Origin of the sequence: Streptomyces recifensis (assembly GCF_002154615.1) — a bacterium.
Lineage (GTDB): Bacteria > Actinomycetota > Actinomycetes > Streptomycetales > Streptomycetaceae > Streptomyces > Streptomyces griseoluteus.
Genome location: NZ_MUNH01000480.1, coordinates 1 through 6,823 on the forward strand (window position 1 = coordinate 1; position 6,823 = coordinate 6,823).

Sequence of the window (6,823 nt, forward strand, 5' to 3'; positions counted from 1 at the left end):
GAACGGCGGCCGCCGCCCAGGCCGAGTCGGGGGCGCCGGACACCGCGAGGGCGGCACAGCACAGGGTGAGCGCCAGCCCGCCGAGCCGCAGCGAGCGCGCCGCGCCGTCCGGGCGTTCCGCGATCCGGGCGACGGGGACCTGGAGCACGATCGACAGTAGGGTGTTGACCAGCACCAGGAAGGGCAGCGCCCCGGCGGGCATCTCAGTGGCCTTCAGCGCCCACAGCGGCAGGCCCACGGACAGGATCGTCACGTGCAGGTTCAGGAAGCCGTTGAGGACGGTCAGCAGACCGTACCGCCAGTCACGGAATCGCCGGACCGCGTCCAGCGGGCCCACCTTGCGCTGGACGGTGTCGGCGCCGTCGAGCCGGAGCCGGGTCAGCATGAGCGCCGACAGGACGAAGGCGGCGGCGGTGCCCAGCACGATGGCCCGGTACGGCCACACGCTGTCGGCGGTCAGCAGCGGGGCGGCGAGCAGCGCGCCGACGGAGAACCCGGCGTTGCGCACGGTGCGGATGATGGCCATGGTGCGGGTGCGGTCGGCGCCCGCCACGGTCGCGGACGCCACCGCCTGGGTCATCGGCTGGGTGGCCGCCTCGGCGGCGGCCAGCGCGCAGGAGACGAGCGTGAAGCCGACCAGCCCGTGCACCAGGCACAGCAGCGCGAAGCCGCCGGCCCGCCACACCTGGAGGGCGATCAGGGTGCGCCGGGCGCCGAACCGGTCCCCCGCCGCGCCGATCGGCACGGTGGTGAGGAAGCCGACGACGCCCGAGACGGCGAGGCCGGTGCCGACCTCGGCCGGGGTGAGTCCCACCGAGCGGACGAAGAACACCGCCGACGCGGCCAGGTACAGCCCGGTGCCGATCGCGTTGACCAGTGAGATGACCGCGAAGGCACGGCCGTTGGGGGTGGCGGGGACGTAGGCGCACCAGAAGGAGCGGCTCATCCCTCCTCCCCCGGCACGGACTCCGGGCCGGCCTCGGGCTCGGTGGCGATGTCGATCAGCGCGGCCGCCCGCTCGGCGAGCCGCCTCGCGGCGGCCGGTCCCTCCTCGGCGGTGGCGATGACGAACCCGGCGCGCTCCCACGAACTGGTGACGGGCCGCACCGCGGTCCCCGGTTCGACGCCGAGGTGCACCGTGTGCACCCCCTCCGCCTCCCGTGCCCGCTCGGCGCCGGACACCCGCGCGACCCGGCCGGGCGCCGGGGTGAGGAAGCGTACGGCGGCGCCCTTCAGGGCGGGCCGGGGCTCCACCGGCCCGCGTCCCTCCAGCACCCGGAGCAGGCAGCTCAGGATGTCCGTGCCGTAGGCCTCGTCGATGAGGACGGTGATGCCGCCGCCCGGCATCCGCCCGGCGCACTCGATCAGGTGCGGGCGGGCGTCCGGCCCGGCGAGCAGCCACTCGGAGTGCAGGATGCCGGAGCGGAAGCCGATGCTCTGGGCGAGCCGCACCAGGGACCGGCGCAGCTCGGTCCCGGTGTCCTCGGGCAGCGGGGCGGGCACGGTGTGGCCGGTCTCGACGGGGTGCCGGGAGTCCCGCACGGTCTTGGCGGTGATGTTGAGGAAGCCGACCACGCCCTCGTGGACGACGGCCTCCACGCTCACCTCCGGCCCGTGCAGCCGCTGTTCGACGAGGTAGCGGGCGGGCTCGCGGCGGCGGGCCCGGAGGGTCGGCTCGTCGGCGGTGGTGGTGTGGGCCCAGGCCGCCGTGACGTCGTCGTCGGGGCCGAGGAGCTGGACGCCGAGGCTGGCCTGGCGGCCGGCGGGCTTGAGGACGGCTTCACCGCCGTGGGCGGCCCGGAAGGCGGCGACCGTCTCGGGGCCAGTGGCGGGCGCCCAGTCGGGCTGGAGGGTGCCGGTGCCGGTCAGCGCGGCCCGCAGCAGGCCCTTGTCCCGGAGCAGGTGGGCCGCCTTGACGCCCGCGCCGGGCAGCCCCCACTCCTCGGCGAGCGCGGCGGCCGTGACGACCCCGTACTCGACGACGGGGACGACCGCGCGGACCTGCGGCGGCCGGGGCACGGCCCGGACGAGACGTTCGGGGTGTGCCTCGTCCTGGGTGGGCGCGGGCAGCAGCGCGGCCACGCAGGCGTGGCGGTCGGAGAGCCCGGCGAGCCCGCGTGCCTCGATGACGTCGGGTTCCTCCAGCACCAGCACGGAGCCGACCGGGAGGAGGCCGTCGAGCTTGCCGAGCATGACCGGGCTGTAACCGACGAGGACATGGGTGACGGACGCATCCGGGAGCGCCTCGGGCCCGGTGTCGACGGTGATGGCGGCGCGCACCTCCGTCTCCAGGGCGTCGAGTCCCTCGACGGTCGGCGCGTCGATGAGGAAGGACACCGCGCGGTCCTCGGAGCTGTGCAGCTCGCCCAGACGGGCACCCCGGTCCTGGTGGACGAGGACCGCGCGCAGGGTGGGCGGGGCGTCCGGCGGGCCGGGTTCGAGGTGCGGCCAGAGTCCGCGTTCCCCGACCCAGGCGGGCGCGATTCCGAAGCCGTCCACGGCCACCTCGCGCAGGATGCCGGGGGTGTGCTCCAGGTAGACCTGGCGGGCGAAGCGGGTGGGCGCCGGGTAGGTGACGGGCTCACCGAGGGCGATCCGGATGATCTGCCGCTCCAGCGAGGCGCCGGTGGCCAGTTCGTACAGCACGCACAGTCCGTCACCGGGCGGCCGGGCGGCGACCTCCATGAGGACGGGCCGTCCCCCGTCGCCGATCCGCCACTCGGCGTGGGCGACGCCGTCGCGGAAGCCGAGGGTGCCGAGGGCGCTCGCGTTGGCGGTGAGCAGCGTCTCGGCGTGGTCGGGGCGGTCGCCTGGCACGGTGTGGGACAGCTCGACGAAGGTGGGCGCGTGGGTGTCGGTGGTGTCCTTGCGGGTGACGGAGGCGAAGACGATCCGGCCGCCCTGGACGAGGGACTCGACGGAGAACTCCTGCCCGGCGGCCTTCTCCTCGACGAGCACCGTCTCGTGCGCCGGGTGCCCGGCCAGCAGCTCGCGCAGCCGGGCGGGCCCGTCGACGCTCTCCACCCCGGAACTCGAGTGCCGGCCAGCCGGCTTGAACACCACCGGGTAGGCCAGCGAGGCGACGTCGACCCGGTCGCGCTCGCCGGGCGGTACGACGACGACGGCCGGACTGTACTCGGGCAGGTACCAGCGCTGGAGGTACTTGCTGCGGCAGGCACGGCTCGCCCGCAGGCCGGGGCCCGGTACGCCGAGGGCGTCGGCGAGCAGCCCGACCGGTTCGACCTGGGTCTCGCCCACCGCGCAGGCCCCGACGATGTCGTACTCCTCGCGCCAGCGCAGGGCGGCTGCCACCGCGCCGGGGAGGAAGGAGTTGTCGCGGCCGGGGTCGCCGTCGACGAAGGCGAAGTCGTAGATGCCGGCGGCCGGATGGGACGGGTCGGCCGCGCGGGCCAGCGCCTCGTCGCGGGCGCCCGCGGGCGTGATGAGGAGGATCTTCAGGCCGCGCCGGGCGAGTTCGTCCAGGTAGGCCGGTGACCGGCACACGACCAGGAACGATCCCGCCAGTACGAAGGCGGGCGGGCGCTGTTCTCTTCGCTGCGGCTCGTCCATCTCCCGTTCCCCCCGAATGTCGTTGCCGATGTCGATGGTGCGCGGCGGCCGGGCCGCTCCGCTGTCGGCGGGAGGCGGCCCGGTCACCGTCGGGGCGTGTCTCAGTCGAAGCGGAGACTGCCCGTCCGGGTCCTCTTCAGCTCGAAGAAGTCCGGGTAGTTGGCCAGCGCGCGGGCTCCGTCGAAGATCCGGGCGGCTTCCTCGCCGCGCGGGATGGAGTTGAGCACCGGGCCGAAGAAGGCGACGCCGTCGATGTGGATGGTGGGCGTGCCCACGTCCTCGCCGACCGGGTCCATGCCCTCGTGGTGGCTCTTGCGCAGTTCCTCGTCGTAGGCGTCGGTGTCGGCGGCGGCCAGCAGCGACTCCGGCAGGCCGCGGGCGGCCAGGGCCTCGGCGGCGACCGCCAGGTAGTCCTTGTTGCCGCCGTTGTGGATGCGGGTGCCCAACTCCTCGTACAGGCCCGGCAGTACCTCGTCGCCGTGGTGGTGCGCGGCGGCGGTGACGATCCGGATCAGGGCGAGGGAGTTGTCGACCAGTTCGCGGTACCAGTCGGGCAGTTCACGTCCCTCGTTGAGGACGTACAGGCTCATCAGCCTGAACTTCAGGTCCAGTTGACGGTGCTGCTGCACCTCGAGGATCCAGCGGGAGGTGATCCAGGCGAAGGGGCAGGCCGGGTCGAAGTAGAAGTCGACCTTGGCGGTGTCCGTACCGGCGCCGGAGGCCGGCGCGGTGGCGGGCGTGTCTGCGGTCATGCGGTGGGCTCCTCGTGGACGGCGACGAGCGCGCCGTCGCGGTCACGGACGTAGGCGGTCAGCTCGGCGTACTGCTCGCGCAGTTGCCGCTTGAGGACCTTACCGGTGACACCCACGGGCAGACCGGTCTCTTCCGGGACGATCTCCAGCAGGCCCAGCACCGGGTGACCGGCGGCCCGCAGGGCCTCGTTGGCCTGGCGGAGCAGCTTCTCCGGGTCGGGGTCGGCGACCGACTGGCCGACGGTGACGACGGCGACCGGCACGGTCCGTCCGTCGCGGCGCCCGGCGACCACGGCGACGTCGCCGGTGTCGGGGACGTCGTTGAGGATGACCTCCTCCATGAACACGGAGTAGCCGGTGCCCTGTTCGGTCTCGATGGCGTCGGCGGCGCGGTCGACGAGGAAGAAGTCGCCCTCGCCGTCGCGGTAGGCCATGTCGCCGGGCAGCCAGTAGCCGGACAGCTTGAAGCGGTAGGTGAGGTCGGAGTCGCCCCAGTAACCGGGCGTGATGGCGGGGCCCTTGGCGGCGAGGAAGCCGACCTCGCCGTCGTCGGCGTGGCTGCCGTCCTTGCGCAGGATGGCGACCTCGGCGACACCGACGGGCTTGCCCGCACAGCGGTCGTGGCGCTCGCTGTCCAAGGTGCGGGCCTTGAGCAGCACGCCCCAGCCCAGCTCCGTGGTGCCGAGCCGGTCCAGGAAGGCCGCGGGCTCCAGGCCGGGACTGCGCATGGAGAGCACCTTGGTGATGTGGGCCTGGTGCACGGCGTCCCCGATGGACACCCACGCCTGCACGGAGTCCAGCGCGCCCGGCTCCGGCTCGGTGTTGGCGAGTTCGGCGTAGGCGTGCGCGAAGGACATCACCGAGGTGGGCTTGTACTTGCCTACGGCCGCGGCGAGTCCGGGGCCGCTGCGGTCGCTGAGGGCGACGATCGGGGTGCCGCCGAGGACCGCGTACACGGTGTAGGCGATGCAGCCCAGGTGCGACTGGGGCAGCGCGGTCATCATCAGGGCACCGGGGTGCTCGGTGTGGTCGACCAGGCGGAACTTGGGCCCGGAGACGATGGACTTGTGGGTGTGGATGGTCGGCTTGGGGCGGCCGGTGGTGCCGGAGGAGTGCAGGATCGCCACCGGGTCGTCGTCGTGGTGGTGCCAGTAGGCGGAGTCCGGGAGCGGCGCGGCCGGCGGGGCGGGCAGCTCCTCGACGGACACGGTGAAGCGCAGGCCGAGGTCCGCCACGGCGGAGCCGAGCCGGTCCAGCCGGGCGCGGTCGGCGTAGAGGCCGACGGGCGTGGTCTGCTCGATCAGCGAGGTAGCGATGGCCTGCGGGGCGTTGGAGTTGATCAGCAGGGCGACCGCGCCGATCTGGGCGAGGGCGTAGAAGTGCAGGGAGTAGGCGAGGGAGTCCTCGAACCAGACGGCGACCCGGTCGCGGGGACCCACGCCCTGGGCGAGGTACCAGGCGGACCAGCTCTGGGCCAGCGCGTCGAACTCGGCGAGGCTGAACTCCTCGCGCTCCTCCCCCGACGGCACGGGTATCGGGCGGCTGGAGCGCAGGAACGGCAGGTCGGGGTGCGGGCTGGCGGCCAGCGCGGACCGCAGCAGGTTGCCGCCGCCGATGGCGGGGTCGGCGGCGAGCGCGGTCCGCTGCTCGGGAGTGAGGACGGTCGGGGCGAACGTGGTCATGGACAACCTCTCGGACAGGGTTCGGGCAGGTGCGGCGAGGTCTTCGCCGCCGGTGCCGCGCGGGCCGCGGACGGGATCGGACCTGTCGTCGCGGGCGGTGCTCCGGCAACAGGTCGTCGGGGGTGTCCTGTCGACCGGGCCGCGAGCCCGGCGTGATCGGCAGGACACCTCCTAGGGCTGTGCGAAGAGCCGGGCGCAGGTGTCGCGGTGGTGGGCGAGGTCCTCGCCCAGGTAGGCGCGGAGCTCGCCGAGGAGGGCGGCGAAGTCGGCCTCGGTGCCGTGCTCCACGGTCTCCGCGACCCGGTGCACCGCCTCGGCCAGCGCCTTGCGGGCCGCCCCGGCCTCGGCGTTGGCGTGCTGGACGTCCCAGTACACCTCCGGGGTGCCGGAGGCGATCCGGGCCAGCAGGGCGAGCAGCGTGGTCGCGGGCGGCGGGGCCACGGGCCGCAGGTCGGCGGCGGACACCCCCGTACCGGCCAGCGCCAGCCCGAAGCCGAGGACGGCGGCGTGGGTGAGCGCCTGGGAGGCGGCGGCGAGCCGGTCGTGCTCGGCGGCGTCGACGCGTACGACACTGGCGCCCCACCCCTCGATCAGCTCCAGCACCGATGCGACGCCGGGTCCGTCGTGGACCACCACGGCGGCGACCGGACGGCCGGCGAAGCCGAGCGCGGGCGCGAACATCGGGTTGAGGCCGACCGCCTGGACGCCGGGGGCGTGTTCGCGTACGGCGCGGGTGACGGCCTGCTTCACGGACAGCGTGTCGGCGAGCACCGCGTCCGGCGCCAGCGCACCGGCCAGGCCGGGCAGCGCGGCGAGCGC

General features: G+C 74.3%; 5 protein-coding genes. All 5 read right to left on the reverse strand.

What is annotated here, in order from left to right; all coding sequences use genetic code 11:
- Window positions 1-946: MFS transporter (locus tag CCN33_RS23365; protein WP_086695476.1), on the reverse strand; the 946-nt coding region annotated here is incomplete at its 3' end.
- On the reverse strand, window positions 943-3,657 hold the full coding sequence (locus CCN33_RS33230) for an ATP-grasp domain-containing protein (RefSeq protein WP_244173913.1): 2,715 nt from the start codon (window positions 3,655-3,657) through the stop codon (window positions 943-945). The genes CCN33_RS33230 and CCN33_RS23365, both read right to left, overlap by 4 nt.
- 14 nt (window positions 3,658-3,671) lie before the next feature.
- Window positions 3,672-4,322, reverse strand: a complete 651-nt coding sequence (locus CCN33_RS23380) for a mycothiol-dependent nitroreductase Rv2466c family protein (RefSeq protein ID WP_086695477.1) — start codon at window positions 4,320-4,322, stop codon at window positions 3,672-3,674.
- Complete coding sequence (locus CCN33_RS23385) at window positions 4,319-6,004, reverse strand: class I adenylate-forming enzyme family protein (protein ID WP_086695478.1); 1,686 nt, start codon at window positions 6,002-6,004, stop codon at window positions 4,319-4,321. The genes CCN33_RS23380 and CCN33_RS23385 overlap by 4 nt, the downstream gene beginning before the upstream one ends.
- Window positions 6,005-6,175: 171 nt before the next feature.
- Window positions 6,176-6,823: prephenate dehydrogenase dimerization domain-containing protein (locus CCN33_RS23390; RefSeq protein ID WP_107483977.1), on the reverse strand; the 648-nt coding region annotated here is incomplete at its 5' end.